Source organism: Sunxiuqinia sp. (assembly GCF_055140945.1).
Genome location: NZ_JBSQYS010000020.1, coordinates 1 through 18,133 on the forward strand (window position 1 = coordinate 1; position 18,133 = coordinate 18,133).

General features: G+C 39.8%; 17 protein-coding genes and 1 tRNA gene. 8 read left to right on the forward strand and 10 right to left on the reverse strand.

Features of this window, described 5'->3' with window-relative positions; all coding sequences use genetic code 11:
* Positions 1–554: 554 nt before the first annotated feature.
* Complete coding sequence (locus tag ACTB00_RS10900) at positions 555–3,908, forward strand: arabinofuranosidase catalytic domain-containing protein (protein ID WP_463299953.1); 3,354 nt, start codon at positions 555–557, stop codon at positions 3,906–3,908.
* 112 nt (positions 3,909–4,020) lie between these two features.
* Positions 4,021–5,280 (forward strand): vitamin K epoxide reductase family protein, encoded by a 1,260-nt coding sequence (locus ACTB00_RS10905; protein WP_463299954.1) that lies wholly within the window; start codon positions 4,021–4,023, stop codon positions 5,278–5,280.
* A 640-nt stretch (positions 5,281–5,920) separates the two neighbouring features.
* Here ACTB00_RS10905 and ACTB00_RS10910 read toward each other — a convergent pair.
* Both ACTB00_RS10910 and asnA read right to left on the reverse strand, forming a co-directional pair.
* Positions 5,921–5,994: transfer RNA gene (locus tag ACTB00_RS10910), tRNA-Arg, on the reverse strand.
* An 88-nt stretch (positions 5,995–6,082) separates the two neighbouring features.
* Positions 6,083–7,117 carry an aspartate--ammonia ligase gene (gene asnA, locus ACTB00_RS10915; RefSeq protein WP_463299955.1) on the reverse strand — a complete coding sequence of 345 codons (1,035 nt, stop codon included), beginning with the start codon at positions 7,115–7,117 and terminating at the stop codon, positions 6,083–6,085.
* Between the two features lie 194 nt (positions 7,118–7,311).
* Here asnA and ACTB00_RS10920 point away from each other — a divergent pair, with 194 nt between their 5' ends.
* Positions 7,312–8,475: an MFS transporter gene (locus ACTB00_RS10920; protein ID WP_463299956.1), complete on the forward strand. Its 1,164-nt coding sequence runs from the start codon at positions 7,312–7,314 to the stop codon at positions 8,473–8,475.
* A 14-nt stretch (positions 8,476–8,489) separates the two neighbouring features.
* On the opposite strand, the gene ACTB00_RS10925 is transcribed toward ACTB00_RS10920, so the two are convergent.
* Positions 8,490–9,269, reverse strand: a complete 780-nt coding sequence (locus tag ACTB00_RS10925) for an MBL fold metallo-hydrolase (RefSeq protein ID WP_463299957.1) — start codon at positions 9,267–9,269, stop codon at positions 8,490–8,492.
* 79 nt (positions 9,270–9,348) lie between these two features.
* Between ACTB00_RS10925 and ACTB00_RS10930 the strand changes: the two genes are divergently transcribed.
* Positions 9,349–10,050, forward strand: coding sequence for an SAM-dependent methyltransferase (locus ACTB00_RS10930; RefSeq protein ID WP_463299958.1), 702 nt, complete (start codon positions 9,349–9,351; stop codon positions 10,048–10,050).
* Positions 10,051–10,070: 20 nt separating this feature from the next.
* Here ACTB00_RS10930 and ACTB00_RS10935 read toward each other — a convergent pair whose 3' ends face one another.
* The 4 genes from ACTB00_RS10935 to ACTB00_RS10950 form a co-directional block, all read right to left on the reverse strand.
* Positions 10,071–11,132, reverse strand: coding sequence for a septation protein IspZ (locus tag ACTB00_RS10935; protein ID WP_463299959.1), 1,062 nt, complete (start codon positions 11,130–11,132; stop codon positions 10,071–10,073).
* A gap of 38 nt (positions 11,133–11,170) precedes the next feature.
* Entirely contained in the window at positions 11,171–11,674 is a 504-nt protein-coding gene (locus tag ACTB00_RS10940; RefSeq protein WP_463299960.1) for an FKBP-type peptidyl-prolyl cis-trans isomerase, read from the reverse strand.
* A gap of 110 nt (positions 11,675–11,784) precedes the next feature.
* Positions 11,785–12,300: an FKBP-type peptidyl-prolyl cis-trans isomerase gene (locus ACTB00_RS10945; protein ID WP_463299961.1), complete on the reverse strand. Its 516-nt coding sequence runs from the start codon at positions 12,298–12,300 to the stop codon at positions 11,785–11,787.
* 2 nt (positions 12,301–12,302) lie between these two features.
* Positions 12,303–13,337 carry a DHH family phosphoesterase gene (locus tag ACTB00_RS10950; protein WP_463299962.1) on the reverse strand — a complete coding sequence of 345 codons (1,035 nt, stop codon included), beginning with the start codon at positions 13,335–13,337 and terminating at the stop codon, positions 12,303–12,305.
* A 115-nt stretch (positions 13,338–13,452) separates the two neighbouring features.
* On the opposite strand from ACTB00_RS10950, the gene ndk reads away from it, so the two are divergent.
* Positions 13,453–13,878 (forward strand): nucleoside-diphosphate kinase, encoded by a 426-nt coding sequence (gene ndk, locus ACTB00_RS10955; protein WP_159520598.1) that lies wholly within the window; start codon positions 13,453–13,455, stop codon positions 13,876–13,878.
* On the opposite strand, the gene ACTB00_RS10960 is transcribed toward ndk, so the two are convergent.
* Both ACTB00_RS10960 and recF read right to left on the reverse strand, forming a co-directional pair.
* On the reverse strand, positions 13,875–14,165 hold the full coding sequence (locus ACTB00_RS10960; protein WP_463299963.1) for a DciA family protein: 291 nt from the start codon (positions 14,163–14,165) through the stop codon (positions 13,875–13,877). The two genes, ndk and ACTB00_RS10960, sit on opposite strands and share 4 nt — an antisense overlap.
* On the reverse strand, positions 14,162–15,271 hold the full coding sequence (gene recF / locus ACTB00_RS10965) for a DNA replication/repair protein RecF (protein ID WP_463299964.1): 1,110 nt from the start codon (positions 15,269–15,271) through the stop codon (positions 14,162–14,164). Before recF ends, ACTB00_RS10960 begins: the two co-directional genes overlap by 4 nt.
* A 247-nt stretch (positions 15,272–15,518) precedes the next feature.
* Here recF and ACTB00_RS10970 point away from each other — a divergent pair, with 247 nt between their 5' ends.
* On the forward strand, positions 15,519–16,211 hold the full coding sequence (locus tag ACTB00_RS10970; protein WP_463299965.1) for a tetratricopeptide repeat protein: 693 nt from the start codon (positions 15,519–15,521) through the stop codon (positions 16,209–16,211).
* 71 nt (positions 16,212–16,282) lie between these two features.
* Positions 16,283–16,771: a 6,7-dimethyl-8-ribityllumazine synthase gene (gene ribH, locus ACTB00_RS10975; RefSeq protein WP_463299966.1), complete on the forward strand. Its 489-nt coding sequence runs from the start codon at positions 16,283–16,285 to the stop codon at positions 16,769–16,771.
* Positions 16,772–16,840: 69 nt separating this feature from the next.
* Here the strand turns inward: ribH and ACTB00_RS10980 are convergent, their stop codons facing one another.
* Positions 16,841–17,251, reverse strand: a complete 411-nt coding sequence (locus ACTB00_RS10980) for a Spy/CpxP family protein refolding chaperone (RefSeq protein WP_463299967.1) — start codon at positions 17,249–17,251, stop codon at positions 16,841–16,843.
* 110 nt (positions 17,252–17,361) lie between these two features.
* Between ACTB00_RS10980 and ACTB00_RS10985 the strand changes: the two genes are divergently transcribed.
* Positions 17,362–18,099 carry a nucleotidyltransferase family protein gene (locus tag ACTB00_RS10985; protein ID WP_463299968.1) on the forward strand — a complete coding sequence of 246 codons (738 nt, stop codon included), beginning with the start codon at positions 17,362–17,364 and terminating at the stop codon, positions 18,097–18,099.
* The last annotated feature ends 34 nt before the right edge of the window (positions 18,100–18,133 follow it).

Sequence of the window (18,133 nt, forward strand, 5' to 3'; positions counted from 1 at the left end):
CATGATCCTGTCAATGATTATCGTTCCTGTTGTGTATTACATGGTGAAAAGATTACAGCAAAAAATGGGAGTTACCTCTAAACCAGAGATCGTATTCGAGGAAAATTAGCAGGTCTTAAATAAAGCAGAAAAGAAGGTTGTCCGGAGATACTTGAGATTCATCAAGTCCCGGACAACCATTTTTTATATAACACATTATTGAAATGAAAATGGGATTATTAATCCTTTTAGCACAAATATTATAAGGTTTTGATTGATTTTTTAAAACCTTATCATATAAGTGAGTTTACATTTACATGGCTCATTGTTAGTGTGCTGTTTTATACGTTCCGGCTTCTGGTTGTCGCAAGCAAAACGATAAAATTTGAAATAAACTAACTGAAATGAATGTTCTGGGAAATCGATTCTGACTTTTAATCGTATTCAGAAATGGCAGAAAATAACAGGATTAAAACGATTGAAATGATTGCAATCTTTGAGCAATTTTGGATGAAGGAGATGTAGATAGAATATTTTGAACTAAATTAAAACGACTTAAATCAAGTAGAATGTTTATGAAAAAGAAAAACCGATTTTTAGCAATTTTAACGTTGGCACTTGTACTGCCATCTGTTATGATGATGATGGCCATGTCGGAGGGCGAGCCCGATGTAATTCCCTCGCGGACAGAAGGTCCATGCGACATCTATGCGGAAGGTGGAGCACCATGTGTGGCAGCCCACAGTAGTACACGTGCATTATACGCATCATATAACGGACCTCTTTACCAAGTGATGCGTATGTCGGATGGTAAAACCCTTGATATAGATGTCGTTCAGCCAAGTGAAGGAGATCCGGGCGGATATGCCGATGCCGCCGCTCAGGATGAATTCTGTGCTGATACTTATTGCTGGATTACCACGCTTTACGACCAGTCTGGTATGGAGAACCACCTTAAGCAGGCACCTCGCGGAGCATTTATTGGCCCTGCAATGGGAGGGTTTAACAACGTACCAATGGCTCATATGGCTCCGGTTACAGTTCAGGGACATAAAGTTTATGGTGTTTTTATTGCTCCAGATATGGGGCTTCGCTGGAACGACACAAAGGGAACTGCTGTTGACGACCAGTCACAAGGCCAGTATTGGGTAATTAACGGACACCATTTCAATGATGGCTGCTGTTTTAATTATGGAAATGTAGAAACCGACAGCCGTGATGATGGCGATGGCACCATGGAGTCGACCTATTATGGTAATGCCAGTCTCTGGTATTATGGGCACGGGCAAGGTCCATGGATTATGACTGACCAGGAAAACAACTTAGTAGGTTGTGTTAATCCTGATCCTAATGATAAATATTGTGCGGATCTTCCAAGTATCTCATGGCGTTTTGTAACGGCTACTGCCGATGGAGAACCTGGTCATTGGAGATCGATGGGGGCTGATGCGCAAGGAGGAGATTTGCAGGTAATGTACGATGGTGGTCGTATTATAAACGATAGATTCTCAGACAAAACAAGCAGCTACGATCCGATGCGTAAACAAGGAGCTATTGTCTTGGGTAACGGTGGTGATAATAATAACTATTCGCAGGGAACATTTTACGAAGCTGCAATGACAGCTGCAGGAACATTCCCGTCAAAAGAAACAAACCAGAAAATTCAGCAAAATATTGTTGACGCATCTTATGCGGTTGCACAAGTAAGTATTGCTCCTGCTTCTTCGGTTGAAACACCTCCGGGGCTGCAAACATTTGCTCCTAATACCACTCAAAACACGACTGTTACATATACAAATACTTCACAAATTGCAGTTTATGATCTTGAAATGAGAATTGAAGCACCTAATGGATGGACAGCTGTTGTTTCCGGTTCTAATGAAACAGTGAAGAAGTTTGCTGACCAAATTGAACCGGGAGAAAGCGTTAGTGTAAACTTTAGAGTAGTTTCCGGTTCTGAAACCTTAAATGCTGATATCATTGGTAAGGCTACATGGACAAACCCGGTAAACGGTTGGCCCCAAACTGAAGTTGCTATTGAAAAAGTACGTAATGTAAGTCCGATAAAAATCAATGAATTTAGTATTGGTAGTGGCGAAAATTTAACAAATACGTTTATCGAATTGTACAATGCCGGTGAAAGTGAAGTTGATATTTCAAACTGGTCATTAACTCAGCACCAGGCAGAGTTACCTATCTTTTCGGCTATTAATGTTCCTGCGGGAACCAAACTTGCCGCACACGACTTTTATTTATTGGGTCTGTCAACTTCAGGATTGGCTGTTCCAGCTGAAAAAGGAGAATCAACAATTTATGTGAGAAGTACAACCGGAATGTCGGTTGGCGATGAAATTGAGATTGGCACCGGAGCAGATAAAGAAACCAAAAAGATTAAAGGCATCTCCATCCCACCAAAAAAACGAGAAGTAGAAGAGCCAACTAGCTTTATGGCATCGTATGGCTACCGTCGACCACTTGATCCGGGAACACCTACAACGGTTTGGCAACCCCTTCCTGAAGGTCCGGTCATTACCATTCCAAAAGGTTCAACCAATATCCCAGTTGAGAGTATCGATAATTTTGAAGTGGGTCAGAAAATGGCCATCGGTTATGGTGCTACTTATCCGGCAGTAGCCCGCGATATTGAAAAATACGAGGTGGTTACCATAACTGAAGTAGGTAAAAGAGGTACACAGGCCTGGTTATCAGACGACGCAAAAATTGGCGACACAAATATCAAAGTATCATCAGTAAAAGATATCTCTGTGGGTGATAAAATCAGACTTGATATTGATAGCGAAGGACACGGAATTGAATGGGTAACAGTTACAAAAGTTGGAACAGCATCGGTTCGAAATACCTTTGGTGGCCCGATAACTGATGAAGAAGAGCAGGGAACAGGATTGGATTTGGCTGAGCCGCTAAAATTCAACCATACCTATAACATGCCTTTCAGCGTATGGGGAACAGGAATCAGCTTTGAGCCGGCTACTGCTTTCGAACATAAAAGCAACGAGCCTGTGCTGCCATTGTCTTTCGCGATAACTCTTGACCAGCCATTGGCTAAATCTCACCAGGTTGATGATGTTGTAAGTGATGCAAAAGTAACATCAGCAGGTTATCAGGGAACACGTACAGCTGATCAGTTATTTGGAGGCCCGGCGCTTTCAAATTATGCCGGTAATATGGTATTGCGCGATGCCGATGGTAATGTTGTTGATGGACTCAACTATGGCGAAGTTGTTGACCCATGGGCATCTGAAGGTTATCATGCTATTTCAGGATCAGGCGAATTGGGATGTTATACCGAGTCTCCGGCTTTGAGCGGAGGCACAAGCCGAAGAAATTCGTCTCCAATCGCTTTGCCAAACAGAAGCACAGGTCGTTACCCCGATGGAAATGATAACGATAGCAACTGTAACGATTTTAAGATGCAAAAAACCACCACGCTGGCCTTAGCATCTGAGGTGGGCTCAAACAATATTAAAGTGAATAATATAGCTGATTTCAGAATCGGACAAAAACTGGTTGTTGGTATTGATGAAAGCGAAACAGCTATCATTACTATTGTTGGTACAGCCGGAGGAACAGAGGTAAGTACTTCAACTAAAGCAGGCGAAACAATTATTCCGGTTGAAAGTATTGAAGGGTTTAGTGCCGGACAGACGATTACAATAGGTAGCGGTGCGAACCTTGAAACTGCGGTAGTAGCTTCAAGCACAGACAAACGTCGGTTTTGGTGGCGTCCGCAAGGCGAAGGTCCAACTACTTTTGTAACAGTTGCAGAGGCACTTGCAAATAGCCACAACGTGGGAGAAGAAGTTTCAGGCTCGGGTATTACATTAGCTACACCGTTGACAAAAATACACGAAATGGGAGCTCAGCTTTCAAGTAACATTCCTACTCCGGGAGCTCCTAACCAGTTTTAGGATGCTTTAGCGGATAGAAAGACAGTGTTTCTAACAAAATAATGTAAACTTCGCGACCTGATTGCAGCTCAGCGTCGCGGAGTTTTCTTTTTTTCAATAACTGAACTAAATAATGGCAAGTACTACACGAATGAAATCATCTCAACCCGCTTGGAGCTGGTGGCGAAAATTACTCTTGGGATTAATCCTCTTGGCTTTGTTGTTAAGTCTTTTCTTAAGCTGGCATTCACTTGTCGGAGGCGCTATGGCCGGATGTGGGGGAGGAAGTTCATGCGATCAGGTACTAAGTAGTCGTTGGTCGATGATAGCCGGAGTTTTACCTGTTAGTGGTATTGCCGGTGGTGCTTATCTTGCCATGTTGTTTTCTTGTTTTTATATTGGTTCGGATACCGAGCAATCACTACGACGGCTGGCCTGGAATGTACTATTGTTATTGGGAGGTGCGATTGCCGGTAGTGCTATTTGGTTTACAATTTTACAAAAATGGATTATTGGTGAATTTTGTATTTACTGCATGACAACCCACACAACAGGTTTAATTTTGTCTGTTCTAATTATATGGAGGGCAAGCAAAGAACACGTTGTGCATCAAAAAGCCGGGAAACACAAAAATTCTAATCCAAATCAAGGTGATCATTCCAATGTTCACCAGCGATTAGTTTCCACTTCAAGTTTGCTGACTTTTATTGTAATTGGGATGGCCTTATCCGGAATAGTTGCCGTGTCTCAATATAATTTTATCCCTTCAGCTTCCGAAAACAACGAAGAAGCAGCACTGGTTATTCCGGAAGTAGATTATCAGAATGTTCCCTTGGTAGGATCTCCGGATGCTCCTTATAAGGTGTCATTACTTTTTGACTATCAGTGTGCACATTGCCAAAAAATACATTTTATGCTGAACGAGGCTGTGCGCCAGTATGAAGGTAAATTGGCTTTCGTATTATGTCCAACGCCTCTTGAAAATTGTTGTAATTCATACATTCCGGGCAATAAAAGTGCGTTCAAAAATTCATGCGAGCTGGCCAAAATCGGACTTGCAGTTTGGCGAGCCAATAGCGAAGCGTTCCCTTCGTTTGATAACTGGATGTTTACTTACGAAAGTGGTAATCGCTGGAACCCGCGAAGTCCGAAATCAACCAGAGCAAAAGCTATAGAGTTGCTTGGCCGTGAAAAGTTCAATGCTGCTTTATCCGACCCATGGCTTGAAGCGTATTTACAAAGTTGTGTTCATACTTTTGGCCAAACTATCCAGAATGGGAAAGCTGCTATTCCTAAAATGATTTATGACTCAAAGTGGATTATTCCGGAACCATACAATGCTGATGATCTGGTTTCTATTTTACAAAACAGCCTGAGGGTTCCGAATAAATAGAATGGAAAAATTAGGGCAAACTCTCCCTTTAACGCAAGAATCTAGCTAAAATTTTTCTCTTGTTTTGTTTAAGTATCAACTTACTTGCTGTTGTTTACGAGGAGCTGAATTTGCATGTGTATTGATAATCATTGATCTAAAAATATTTAACAATAAGTGAATTCAGGGCTGCGTTTTGCCAAATAGATCTTCAGGAAAGTGATAAAACAAGCGTTACAAGCTAGAAGGCATCCTTCTTATTGTGATTCTCTCGGTGATTAGTGTGGCAGATATATTTTCGTTGTTATGACCAAAACATTGAATTGACGGTTTCGGGAAAGAGGCTAAAAGGAGAAACAGTCCATCGGTCCAGTCTGTTGAATAAATCAAACACTTGGTTTTAGAAAAAAGGAACCAAAGCGTTATTCATAGCAAAATTAGTCAAAAGGATTACTCCTTCACTTTGGGACGACCTACTTACTTACCGATGAAGAGATGTTTAAATTATATGGAGCAGAGCAAGTCATCTCCCCATTCTTAAAAACTACCAAGGGTTCTGTTTAGTGACTACATAGAAAATTTGGCTAGTTAAGCCAAATAAAAAAAGGTGCTCAATCCATTGATTTTAAGCACCTTTAATTCAAATTAGTTTGTATTTGTGTACCCCGGACGGGATTCGAACCCATGACCTACTGCTTAGAAGGCAGTTGCTCTATCCAACTGAGCTACCGAGGCATCCTTAAAGCGGTTGCAAAGATATAAAAATATCAAAAAAAGCAATCACCCTAAAGCACTTTTTACTCCTTATAAAGTGCAGCTTGTTTTAAACAAGGTGAATGTTGTGTTTTCGGCACTGCTCGTACATTTCATTGGGCCAGATACTCGACTGAATTTCACCGATATGTGCTTTTCGAAGGAAATACATGCAAATACGAGACTGCCCTATTCCTCCTCCTATTGAAAGCGGAAATTCATTATTCAGTAAACGTTTGTGCCATAGTAAGTCTTTCCGATCCTCGTTAGCAGTCAACTTTAGCTGGTGAAGCAGAGCCTCCTTATCTACCCGAATTCCCATGGAAGATATTTCGAACGAGCTTTGCAGGGTGGGGTTCCAGATAACAATATCGCCATTCAAGCCCTTATATCCGGCTTTTGTTTCCGTCGACCAGTCGTCGTAGTCAGGGGCGCGTCCATCATGCTTTTCGCCACCGGGCAGTGAGCCTCCAATTCCGATAATGAATACGGCTCCATATTTTTCAGCTATCTCATTTTCGCGCTCCTTGGAGGTAAGTGTAGGATACTCGGCCTCCAGATCTTCGGCATGGATAAACGTAATTTCTTCGGGCAATATCGGCTTGATTTGAGGATAATGCTCATAGACAAAAAACTCGGTTCGCAATAAGACGGTATAGATTTTACGGACGACCTTTTTCAGAAAATCAAGATTTCTTTCTTCATCTGAAATCACACGTTCCCAATCCCATTGATCAACGTATAATGAATGGATGTTGGTCAGCTCTTCATCCGGGCGAATGGCGTTCATGTCGGTGTAAATCCCATAGCCCGGGTCAACATCTAAATCAGCCAATGTCATTCGCTTCCACTTGGCCAATGAATGCACAACTTCGGCAACCTGATCATTTAATTCTTTTACAGGGAAAGTAACCGGACGCTCTATACCATTTAAATCATCATTAATACCAGTTCCTTTCATAACAAAAAGAGGAGCGGTAATTCGACTCAACTTCAGCTCGGAAGACAGATCTTGCTGGAAAAAATCCTTCACTAACTTGATGGCCTTTTCTGTCTGTTTTAAGTCCAGATGAGACTTGTAGTTTTCTGGAAAATATAATTTCATATTGTACAAATTAGAACTGTCAGTCGACAGCAACAAATTCAATTAATAATTACTTCGTGCTAAAATTAGAAAGAATCTTTCAGTTTAATAAAAAACAGACCTCTAAATTGAAAATTCGAAAGAGATATAACCTTTTCGAGATTCACTCACCAATTCTGATTGTTCATCGGTAAAGTTGTTATTTTTGCTGCGTCATGAATATATTTAGACATCCAAATATTGCCAACCTCTACCTCATTAAATTCTCTAAATGGTTCAATTTGGTGATGCCTGTTGTGGTCATTTTTTATCAGGAGAATGGACTAAGCATGCAAGAAATTTTCTGGCTCAAATCCATTTATTCGGTTGCTATTGTAGCCATGGAAATTCCATCGGGTTATCTGGCTGATGTTTGGGGACGTAAAAAGACCTTGATTCTGGGAGCACTGTTAGGATCGGCAGGGTTTGCAATGTATAGTTTTTCGTTTGGATTTTGGGCTTTTGCCGTAGCTGAAATAGTTTTAGGCATTGGGCACAGCTTTGTTTCGGGAGCAGATACAGCCTTGCTTTATGACACCCTAAAGGTTTCGAAACGAGAGGACGAATACATGAAACAGGAAGGATGGATTACTTCGTCGGGGAACTTTGCTGAAGCCATTGCCGGAGTTAGTGGCGGATTATTAGCCACCATCAGCTTACGGATGCCCTTTTATTTTCAATTTGCTGTAGCGTCAGTTGCCATTCCGGCAGCGTTTCTTTTAAGAGAACCTCAAATACATGCTAATGCAATCGCTAAGAATTTTAGTGTCATTCTAAAAACCATTCGTCAAACTTTTCAACATCGCGAATTACGGTCAGCATTACTGGTTTCTTCATTTACCGGAACTGCATCGTTAACCTTCGCGTGGTTTGTTCAACCCTATTTTAAAGCGATAAATTTACCACTCCCGCTATTTGGGACGATGTGGACTTTACTGAACCTTTCGGTTGGGCTTTCATCCATGATATCGTATAAAGTAGAAAGCAAATTAGGGCAGCGAAAATCACTGCTATTAATTATCATCGGATTGTCAGTTGGATATTTACTCTCGGCCTGGCAAGTCAGTCTGGCCGGATTATCAATCCTGTTCTTCTTTTACCTCATTAGGGGCATTGCACATCCGATCCTTAAAAACTACATTAATGGCTATACGCAGTCCGAAGTGAGGGCTACCATCTTATCAATTCGAAATTTTGTAATCCGTATCAACTTTGCTGTGATTGGTCCTGCACTGGGGTATTTAACCGATCAGTTCAATTTATCAACAGCATTGTTTTGTGCCGGAGTAAGCTATTTGATAGTTACACTAATTGTTGCACTTCCTCTTCTTAAAAAGTAACATAGGAGAACAAATTACATACTCAGCTTTAACCCATCGTAAGCCAGATGCACATTGGCAGGCAGTTGTTGTTCCACATCCTCATGAAGTCCCATCAGGTGCGAAATATGCGTCAGGTAGGCTTGTTCCGGTTTTACTTCTTCAATTAAATTCAAGGCCTCTTCCAGATTGAAGTGGGAAATGTGCTTTTCAATTCGAAGTGCGTTAATCACCAGCACATCCAAATTCTGGAGTTTTTGCTTTTCTTCGTCTTCAATTCGATTAATATCGGTGAGGTAAGCCATTTTACCAATCCGAAAACCAAACACCGGGAGTTTATGATGATAGCCGCGAATTGGCATGACATCAATCGAATTCACCTTGAATGGTTTGTTTTCAACCAAATGTAGATTCATTTGCGGAATTCCCGGATACTTATTTTTTTCGAACACGTAATCGAAAACCCGCTTGATGGAGTTTTGAACCCGCTGCTCTGCATAAATATCAGTCGGATGTTTTTGCACCCAATTAAAAGCCCGGATGTCATCCAACCCAAAAATATGATCGGTATGCTCGTGGGTAATTAAAATAGCATCCAGCTTCTTCAATACAATTCGCAACATTTGCTGTCGAAAGTCAGGTCCTGCATCAATCACAATTTTCTGGCCGTCAGCCTCAATAAAAAGCGCCGACCTCAAGCGTTTATCTCTGGCATTAGTCGATTGGCATATCGCACAATCACATGCCACCACCGGAACTCCCTGCGAAGTCCCTGTTCCTAAAAATTCGATTTTTAAATTCAATGCTTTCTCCATGTACTTGCGCAAAACTACAAAAAATAGATTTTCTTATGTGGGGTGTTTAAATTAATTAATTTTGAAGAAAATTTGAACTATGGCAAGCTTGTATCTCATCCCAATTACTTTGGGCGATAGTGAACTCAATACCGTTATTCCTGAAAATCACAAGAAAATCATTCTTTCAATCTCTCATTTTATTGTAGAAAATATTCGTACGGCACGTCGTTTTCTTAAAAAAGTGGATCGGAATATTGACATTGATTCTCTTCTGTTTTACGAATTGAATAAGCACACGAATAAGAACCAACTTCACTCTTATTTAGACCCCATAAAACAAAACTTGTCGGTAGGAATCATGTCGGAAGCCGGATGCCCCGGCGTGGCCGACCCTGGAGCCGAGCTTGTGCGAATTGCCCATGAACAAAGTGTCCGCGTAGTTCCACTTGTTGGGCCATCATCCATTTTATTGGCTATGATGGCCTCTGGAATGAACGGACAGAATTTTGCATTTAACGGCTATCTGCCGATCAAAAAGGGAGAAAAAGCTACGCAAATTAAGCACCTCGAAAGTAGAATTTACAGTGAAAACCAAAGCCAGCTTTTTATTGAGGCTCCCTACCGAAATTTGCAGCTACTCGATGACTTACTGCAAAACTGCCAGCCACAAACCAAGTTATGCATTGCCTGTGATTTAACCTTGGAAACTGAATTCGTTAAAACGCAGAGTATTTCGAACTGGAAAAAATCGAAACCAGACATCCAGAAACGACCGGCAATATTTATTTTGGGGAAATAGGTTTTGTTTCGAACTAAGTTTCAACAAAAGAACAACTTAAATTCGTGTTCGAAATTTGGGGTGAAAATGCTTTTACCTAAACTATTCGCGAGTTGCTTTTTTGTCCAAAATCGCCCCTCCGTTACTTCATCCGAATGAAGATGGATTCCTTGAAAATCTGTGGTGACAAACACATAAACCAACTCACGTTCCAATTCGGATTCCCAAATGTATTGTTTGATTAGTTTTGCTGAGAATTCTTTTAAACCAATCTCTTCCCAGGCTTCCCGCTTTAAGGCAGTTTGCAAGTCCTCTCCAAACGAGATATGTCCACCAACGGCCGTATCCCATTTTCCGGGTTGCACCAGCTTATCTAAGGGGCGTTTTTGTAAGTAAATATCACCTTTACGGTTCAACACATGCAAATGCACAACGGGATGAAGCAATTTTTCGCCATTGTGACAAACCGAACGTGGAGCTTTGCCAAGTACTTTCCCCTGTTCATCTACTATGGGTAGCTGTTCTTCAGTTGAAAGCTGCTTCTGTTTTCTTTTCTGCTTTGCAAATTCAATAATAAACACCACCCCAAACAGGATATAAAACAAACCGCCACTTATAAATGCCCACGCCTCATTCGACATGTAAAACACCGCATAAAAAACTAGAGCTGTATGCGCCAGAAAAACAAAAAACATGAGCCTTAAACTCTGTCGCATTTTAGTCATCTGAGCCTCCGAGATCTCCATTTTTTTCATGTATCGGCGGCTCATCAGTTCAACTATATTAACCTTTGAAAAGGCAGATAAGGCTAAAACGGCGCAAAGGATGAGTTCTATCAGCGCAGGTTTTAATTTGAAAAAAATATCGTTATCCAGGAGAATTGAAATTCCTCCTAAAGCGATCAAGAGCAGCGTATCAAAAAGCACAAACCGATCAAAGCGTTTTTCCTTCACCCCAATCCAAGTCATTTCAACTACACCAATGATCAAGGCGGCTATTACCCCGGCTTTCGTTCCCCAAATTTCGTCAACAGCTATAAAAGCAAATAAGGGGATAAAGCCCGGTAGTAACTTCTTTAGAAGTTCGATTCGTTGGTTCTGCATCTAAAAATAAAACCCGCAAAAGCGGGTTTCAAAATTATTTAGTTTGTAGTATCACCTAATCTATAATGTTTATACACTTTAACATCAAAAATCAATGTTGAAAAGCGGGGAAGTCCAGAAGATGTTGTGGCTCCATATGCCAAATTTGAAGGAATAATTAAAGTAGCCTCACCCCCTTGCCTCATGTGGGTAAGCCCCTCACTGAGGCCTGTAATATCAAAACTTCCGACAATACCTTCTGCTGGTTCGTAAATACCTGTTGATCCAGCTGAATAGGCACTGTCAATAGTCATTCCTGAATAAAAAATCTTTACACGATCACCGACTTTTATTAAAGAATCACCTGTCCCTTTTACTTGCTCGATATAGTACAAGCCCGACTCGGTGGGCTCTGTGGTAATCCCATTAGCCTCAATATACTCATCGAGTGCAGCTAGTTCTTCTGCTCTTAATTTATCTAAATCGAGGCCACTATCTTTACATGAAACGGCTGCAACCAGCGCACAACCCAAAAGAGCAAAAAAGAAAAACAACTTTTTCATATGATTATAATTGTTTGTTTAAAAAGGTATCATATGTCACTCGCTTGATAATAACTCCTTTGATTGAAACCTATTTATCGAGCTTGTTTTATATGAAATTCCGATCTGTTTTATTCGTAAATGTCTTCTAATTTAATAATAAATGTCAAGGTGGTGTATGGTGGAATTGATCCATAACCAGTTGCACCGTATGCATAATCAGAGGGGATAACAAATACCCCTTCAGCTCCTTTATTCAAATGCATCAACGCATCATCGAATCCGGAAATCAATTTGTCTGGAGTGAATGTAAATTTCCAAATACTATCAGCATAATTATATGCTGATGCATCAAAAATCCTTCCGTTATCAGGTCTAAATCCTTGATAGTTAACCCCAATAGAATCTCCCGTTTGAACGAAATCTCCTTCTCCTTCTTTCGTAATTGAATAATAAACACCCAGGTCTGTCGTATCAAGATCATATCCTCTGTTCATCAACGTGTCTAAATACTCATCAAGCAAAGCATCTTCGCGAGCTGCAGTATAGTTAATTGGGTCTACAATCGGATCATCATCAAAGCATGAGTATGCACTTACAACAATAACAGCTAGCAATAAAAATTTTAAAAGCTTCATTTTTTTCATCTTTATGATTTTGTTTTAACTAATTTTTCCTGATAAACCGGAAGCAGTTTCCTGTATTTATCAAGGGTTTCAGTTAATGATGCATAAATCTCCCCTCCGGCTGCGTTGCAATGTCCTCCTCCATTAAAATTTTCTGAGGCAAACTCATTAACAGCAAATTCGCCCTTTGATCTAAAAGATGCTTTTACCATTCCGTCCTTTTCTGAAAAGAGAGTGCTAAAGTGAATTCCGCGAATCGACAAAGGATAATTCACAAAGCCTTCGCTATCTCCTTTTACAAAGTTAAATTTAGCTTGCGTTTCCTTGGTCAAATAAATAACTGCAGCATGGTATTCAGGGAAAACCTCCATACACTCGTTCAGGCAATATCCCAATAGTCGCATGCGATCGGCAGAATAATTATCAAATACCTGGCTATGAATATAATCCTGATCAATGCCAAATTTCAGTAATTCTCCTACAGTCTGAAACGTTTGCGGATCAGAAACATTGTAATCAAACGATCCGGTATCAGTCATTATGCCACAAAAAAGGCATTCGGCCGCACTCTTATTCATGTATTGTTGAAAATCGAGCGCCTTGATAACATGAAAGACCAACTCTGCTGTTGATGAGCATTCCGGGTGAGAGATGATAATATCAGCAAAATCCTGTGGGTACGGATGGTGATCGATTAATATCGTTGATTTTGAATAGTTCTCAACCAGTTCTTTCATCTTTCCAGTTCTTGAAAGATGATTGAAATCCAGGCAAATTAACATGTCCGAATCGTCCAAAAGCTGTTCAACTTTTTTAGGATCAGAGGAATAAAAAGTAACTGATTCATGATCGTCCATCCACTTAAAAAAATCAGCATATTCATTAACACAAACAACATTGACCTGTAAACCTGAGTTTTTTAAGATGTGTGCCATTCCTAAAGCTGACCCGATTGCATCTCCATCAGGGTTTACATGAGGTAAAATAACAACGCGTCGATTGGGCTCAACAATGAGCTCCTTAAAAGCGTTTATTAAATCTAATTTCAGTTCTTTCAAAATTCAAATATTTTAACCGGCTACAAATATAAAAATAATGCACCCGGTATTTAATTTTAGTTAATTAATTTTCTATTTTCGTTTGATTTATCAAACCTAACACAAATTACACAAAATGGCTGGAAAACGAACTCTTACCATCATCAAACCAGGCGCCGTTGAACGAAACCTGATTGGCCCCATCCTGGCAAAAGTTAATGAAGCAGGATTTGTCATTAAAGCGTTAAAGTACACCAAGTTAAAAAAAGAACAAGCAGGTGCTTTTTATGCGGTACATAAAGACAGGCCGTTCTATAAAGATTTAGTGAAATTTATGAGCTCTGCACCAATCGTTGTAGCTATTCTTGAAAAAGAAAATGCTGTTGAGGATTTCCGTGCTTTAATCGGAGCAACAGATCCTTTAGAAGCCGAAGAAGGTACTATTCGCAAAATATTTGCGGAATCGAAAACCCACAATGCTATTCATGGATCAGATAGCGATGAAAATGCAATTAAGGAAAGTGATTTTTTCTTTTCCCGAGTTGAACGATTTTCAATTTAACGAAAAATAATCTCTTTGATTATATCTTCGCCCGCTTGTTCATTCAAGCGGGCTTTTAATTGCTCTTTCATCATTACCAACTCACTTCGCAAAGCCGGAGAACTGCTTTTTACAAACAAGGTTCCATTGGTAATTCGCAACGACTCCGTGTATTTTGCAATCATCGGTCCAACCACTTTTTCCCACGAAGCAATCAAGTCAACTTCTGTCAGTTTTTTTCCAAGTCTGTTTTCCTCGATATAATCCTTTAATATGTCACTCAGTTTTTGTGTATTGCTCCGTCTCATTTTGTTACCTCGTTTACTGTTCCGTCGTTCACCTGAAAAATTTTAAAATCAGCCTCGATCTCCTCAATCATCTGATCTAAATGCTCCCGATTGGTATCGGTTATAAATATCTGTCCAAAATGATCGTCGGCCACTAATTTCACAATTTGCTCTACCCGATATTTATCCAGTTTATCGAAAATATCATCTAATAGAAGGATAGGGGTCATTCCCGATAAATCCTTGATAAAATCAAACTGAGCTAGCTTTAGGGCAACCAAATAGGTTTTCTTTTGTCCCTGCGAACCAATCTTTTTAATGGGATAATCTCCTAAATTGAAAAGAATATCATCTTTATGAATTCCAACCGAAGTATATTGTAACATGCGGTCTTTAGGTATCGACTCTTTTAACAGCCCGGCAAAGTCGTGGTTGTAAAGTTTCGATTCGTGTACCATCTCAATTCGTTCTTTCCCTGAAGAAATCAACTCATAATAATGCTGAAATATGGGCTGTAATTTTTGCAGATATTCCACCCTTTTTTCATGAATCAGTTTTCCGTAATGAACCATCTGGTCACTCCATACTTCAAGGCTTTCCTCACTATAAAAGCGATCGGCTGCAAATTGTTTCAACAGTTTATTGCGCTGTAATAATGCCCTGTTGTAACGAATCAAATTATCAAGATAAACCTGATCGTACTGTGAAATAATCGAATCAAGAAAACGCCTGCGTTCATCACTGCCTCCTAAAATCAGATTCATATCTGATGGCGTGACAATAATCAGCGGAAGCAAACCGATATGCTCCGATAATTTTTTGTACTCTTTCTTATTTCGTTTGAAATGTTTCTTTTGCCCCCGCTTCAGTCCACAATATATATTTTCTTCATTCTCCAGTCGATGGTACCTCCCGTGAATGACAAAAAAATCCTCATCGTGCATAATATTCAGCCCATCGATGGAGTTGATAAAACTCTTGCAAAACGATAAATAATAAATCGCATCCATCAAATTTGTTTTTCCAGCTCCATTATTACCGATAAAACAATTCAGATTGGCAGAAAACTTCAGATCTGCTTCCTCGAAATTTTTAAAATTAACCAGCGATAGATTTTTAATATACATGAAGAAAAATTCTTTAGGCGAAACAAAACTAAGAAAATAAAAAATGAAGCAGGAGGCATTTCGTTCTCTGTTGAAAAAATAATTCATTACTCCTGTATTTCGTGCCTGAATGCGGAATTCATTGGTTTTGGAAACGATAATAACAGCGACATGTTGATTAATATTAAATTTTATAAACCTTTCCTGCTCTTTATTTTATAAAAAAACATATTTTTGCGTCACAAAATTGGAATAATCTATTTAAAAGATGGCAAAAAATAAGGACACCAGAGAGCAAGACAGCTTTTCAGAAGTTGAAAGTACGTTGACAAAAACGGAGCAAATCATTGAAGACAACCAAAAAATTCTAGTAATTGTTGTTGGAGTGATTGTCGCAATTGTAGTCGCTTACCTTGGTTTTACAAAATTATATATTCAGCCTCGTGAATTAGACGCTCAAGAGCAAATGTTCATGGCAGAGCAGTATTTTGAAAAAGATTCTTTCAATCTGGCAATTAATGGAGATGGAAATTATCTTGGTTTTCTGGATATTATAGAGGATTACGGAATGACCGACGCTGGCAACCTTTCTAATTATTACGCAGGAATCTCGTATTTGAAATTAGGAGAATATGAAGCAGCGCTGGACTATTTGAACGAGTTTGATACGGATGATCTGTTGTTAGTTCCGGTTACCGAAGGAGCAAAAGGCGATGCCTATCTCGAACTTGGTGAATCAGACAAAGCGCTGTCGGCCTATAAAAATGCGTACAAAGCTTCAGAAAACGAATTCACCACGCCTATTTACATGATGAAAGCAGCTAACTTATTGGAAGAAGAAGGGAATTTGGACGATGCGTTAGATATTTATCAAACTATAAAGGAAGAGTATCCAACGTCAAATGAAGGACGAAGCGTTGCAAAATACATCGCTCGCGTAGAAATTAAGCAGAATAAATAATTTCAATGAATATATTTCTGAAAATCCCCTCATAGCAGGGGATTTTTTATTTTTGTAGAAAAATTAAAGGTATGGCAACAAAAAATTTATCAGCATACGACATCAAATCTGTTCCTTCGGCAAAAGGTTATAAAGTTGGAATTGTAGTCGCTGAATGGAATTATGAAATTACAGGTGCTCTTGCACAGGGAGCTATTGACACTTTAAAGAAGCATGATGTTGCAGACGATGACATCCAGATTAAGCATGTGCCGGGAACTTTTGAGCTTCCGCTTGGGGGGCAGTTTTTTGCTGAGTACAGCGATGTGGATGCAATCATACTGATTGGTTGTGTTATTCAGGGAGATACTCGTCATTTCGATTTTATTTGCAATGGCGTAACTGCTGGAACAACTGATTTAAACCTAAAATACAATAAGCCCTTTATTTTTGGGGTTTTAACCACCAACAACGAACAGCAGGCTTTGGATCGTGCCGGCGGCAAATTAGGCAACAAAGGCGACGAAGCTGCAATTACAGCAATTAAGATGATTGCACTTCAAAAGGAAATGAAAGCATAAAAAAAAGGGGATTTGGTTGATCCCCTTTTCATTTCCTACTAACTAAAACTAAACCCCTATTCAACTATTCTATTTTCCTGGTCTAACATTGCCTCCTCGTTGATCGGGCGAACGTCTTTTCTTCATTCGCTCTTCTCGTTGTTTCTGCATTTCATCAAACTTTTCAGCTTGCTCCGCATTCAGCATACTTCGAATTTCGACATTTCTGTTTTTCATCGTTTCGCGCATTTTAGGAAATAAAGCCTTGCGAGCGTCCTCGTCAGTAGCATTTTTCATGTCCTCACGCATCTTTTCCGATTTCGCCTGATACTTTTTGTTGATCTCGTGCAGCTTGTCTTGTTGAGCTGCATCAAGCCCAAGTTGCTCCACCATTCTCTTTTCCATTTCTTCAGGACTCCTACGTTGACCCTGTCCTGGCTGTGCATAGCTAAATCCGACAACAGTAATCAATAAAACAACCAATAATTGTATTCGTTTCATTGGGATATTTTTAAATGTTTAGTTCTATTGACTCTTAAAAACTCATTTCGTTTAATCGCCCCATTTTCTTTCATGAAAGATTCCACTATTTTTACCCAAAAGATAGAACTATGCAAGCAATGATTTTTGCAGCCGGGCTAGGAACACGGCTTCAGCCACTTACGAACGACAAGCCCAAAGCACTGGTGAAAATTAATGGAGAAACTCTACTTGAACGATGCATCGTGAATTTGCAAAAGCATGGAATAAAAAAAATCATTGTCAACGTTCATCATTTTTCTGAGCAAATTGTCGCCTTGCTTCAGGAAAGGACTTTTTCAGGTTTAGACATCCAGATTTCAGATGAAAGCGAGATGCTTTTAGATACCGGTGGAGGTGTTTTAAATGCTGCTCCGTTGTTTGATAAAAAACAGCCTGTTTTATTACTGAACGTTGATGTGCTGACAAACCTTTCTTTTCAAGAACTACGATCTTACCATCAGCGAAAAAAGGCACTTGCAACTTTGGTTGTTCGCAGGCGTGACACCTCGCGTTATTTGCTTTTCGACGACAATCGACAACTAACGGGATGGAAGAACTACAAAACGGGTGAAACAAAGATTTCGAAGCCCGATGAATTTGAACAGTCAACCCCTTATGCTTTTAGCGGTATTCAGATTATTCAGCCCGAATTATTGCACCTAATCGAAGAGAAGGGCAAGTTTTCAATTATCGATTTATACTTGCGTCTGGCAAAAGCGAATTCGATTAAAGCATTTGTTGATGACCAATCAATATGGATGGATTTAGGTAAGTATGAACAAATGAACGAAGCCGAACAACTGGTCAAACAGCTGGATTTAGAATAAAAAATGGCGAAGCACATCGGTACTTCACCATTCA

Bases quoted from the DNA above. Each gene is read 5' to 3' on its own strand.
- ACTB00_RS10945 (WP_463299961.1), bottom strand. From the start codon at position 12,300: ATGAAAAAAATGAAGCTTTTAAAATTTTTATTGCTAGCTGTTATTGTT.
- recF (WP_463299964.1), bottom strand. From the start codon at position 15,271: ATGTATATTAAAAATCTATCGCTGGTTAATTTTAAAAATTTCGAGGAA.
- ACTB00_RS10900 (WP_463299953.1), top strand. From the start codon at position 555: ATGAAAAAGAAAAACCGATTTTTAGCAATTTTAACGTTGGCACTTGTA.
- asnA (WP_463299955.1), bottom strand. From the start codon at position 7,117: ATGAAATTATATTTTCCAGAAAACTACAAGTCTCATCTGGACTTAAAA.
- ACTB00_RS10940 (WP_463299960.1), bottom strand. From the start codon at position 11,674: ATGAAAAAGTTGTTTTTCTTTTTTGCTCTTTTGGGTTGTGCGCTGGTT.
- ACTB00_RS10920 (WP_463299956.1), top strand. From the start codon at position 7,312: ATGAATATATTTAGACATCCAAATATTGCCAACCTCTACCTCATTAAA.
- ACTB00_RS10970 (WP_463299965.1), top strand. From the start codon at position 15,519: ATGGCAAAAAATAAGGACACCAGAGAGCAAGACAGCTTTTCAGAAGTT.
- ACTB00_RS10985 (WP_463299968.1), top strand. From the start codon at position 17,362: ATGCAAGCAATGATTTTTGCAGCCGGGCTAGGAACACGGCTTCAGCCA.
- ACTB00_RS10925 (WP_463299957.1), bottom strand. From the start codon at position 9,269: ATGGAGAAAGCATTGAATTTAAAAATCGAATTTTTAGGAACAGGGACT.
- ACTB00_RS10930 (WP_463299958.1), top strand. From the start codon at position 9,349: ATGGCAAGCTTGTATCTCATCCCAATTACTTTGGGCGATAGTGAACTC.
- ribH (WP_463299966.1), top strand. From the start codon at position 16,283: ATGGCAACAAAAAATTTATCAGCATACGACATCAAATCTGTTCCTTCG.
- ndk (WP_159520598.1), top strand. From the start codon at position 13,453: ATGGCTGGAAAACGAACTCTTACCATCATCAAACCAGGCGCCGTTGAA.
- ACTB00_RS10935 (WP_463299959.1), bottom strand. From the start codon at position 11,132: ATGCAGAACCAACGAATCGAACTTCTAAAGAAGTTACTACCGGGCTTT.
- ACTB00_RS10905 (WP_463299954.1), top strand. From the start codon at position 4,021: ATGGCAAGTACTACACGAATGAAATCATCTCAACCCGCTTGGAGCTGG.
- ACTB00_RS10960 (WP_463299963.1), bottom strand. From the start codon at position 14,165: ATGAGACGGAGCAATACACAAAAACTGAGTGACATATTAAAGGATTAT.
- ACTB00_RS10980 (WP_463299967.1), bottom strand. From the start codon at position 17,251: ATGAAACGAATACAATTATTGGTTGTTTTATTGATTACTGTTGTCGGA.